The organism is Leifsonia sp. HAY1-4F (assembly GCF_056755275.1).
The window spans coordinates 1-266 of the sequence record NZ_JBNDHX010000246.1 but is presented as its reverse complement, the minus strand read 5'-3'; the positions used below and the strand labels follow the sequence as shown (position 1 = coordinate 266).

At 62.4% G+C, this 266-nt stretch carries 1 protein-coding gene; it reads left to right on the top strand.

Annotated elements, in window-relative coordinates:
* The coding region (locus ACPYOG_RS19400; protein WP_481295765.1) for a hypothetical protein at window positions 1-266 on the top strand (266 nt) is incomplete at both ends.

Sequence of the window (266 nt, the reverse complement as noted above, 5' to 3'; positions counted from 1 at the left end):
TCCGTCGTCGGCAGCGTCAGATGTGTATAAGAGACAGCGTGTGCACGATTCCGAACGGCACCGGATCGTTGGCGTCAACCTGCTGGAACCTGGCTGGCACCGCGCTAGCGTCCTCGCCCTACGCGGGAACCAGCGCCGGGTTCGCCGTGCAGACGGTAGGCCCCGGTGACGCCTTCATGCAGGGCACAAAGGTGTATGTCGCTAGCTTCAATACCGTCCTCTTTGTCGATTTCGCGACGTACTCCGGATCGGGGACGGTGCCGTTC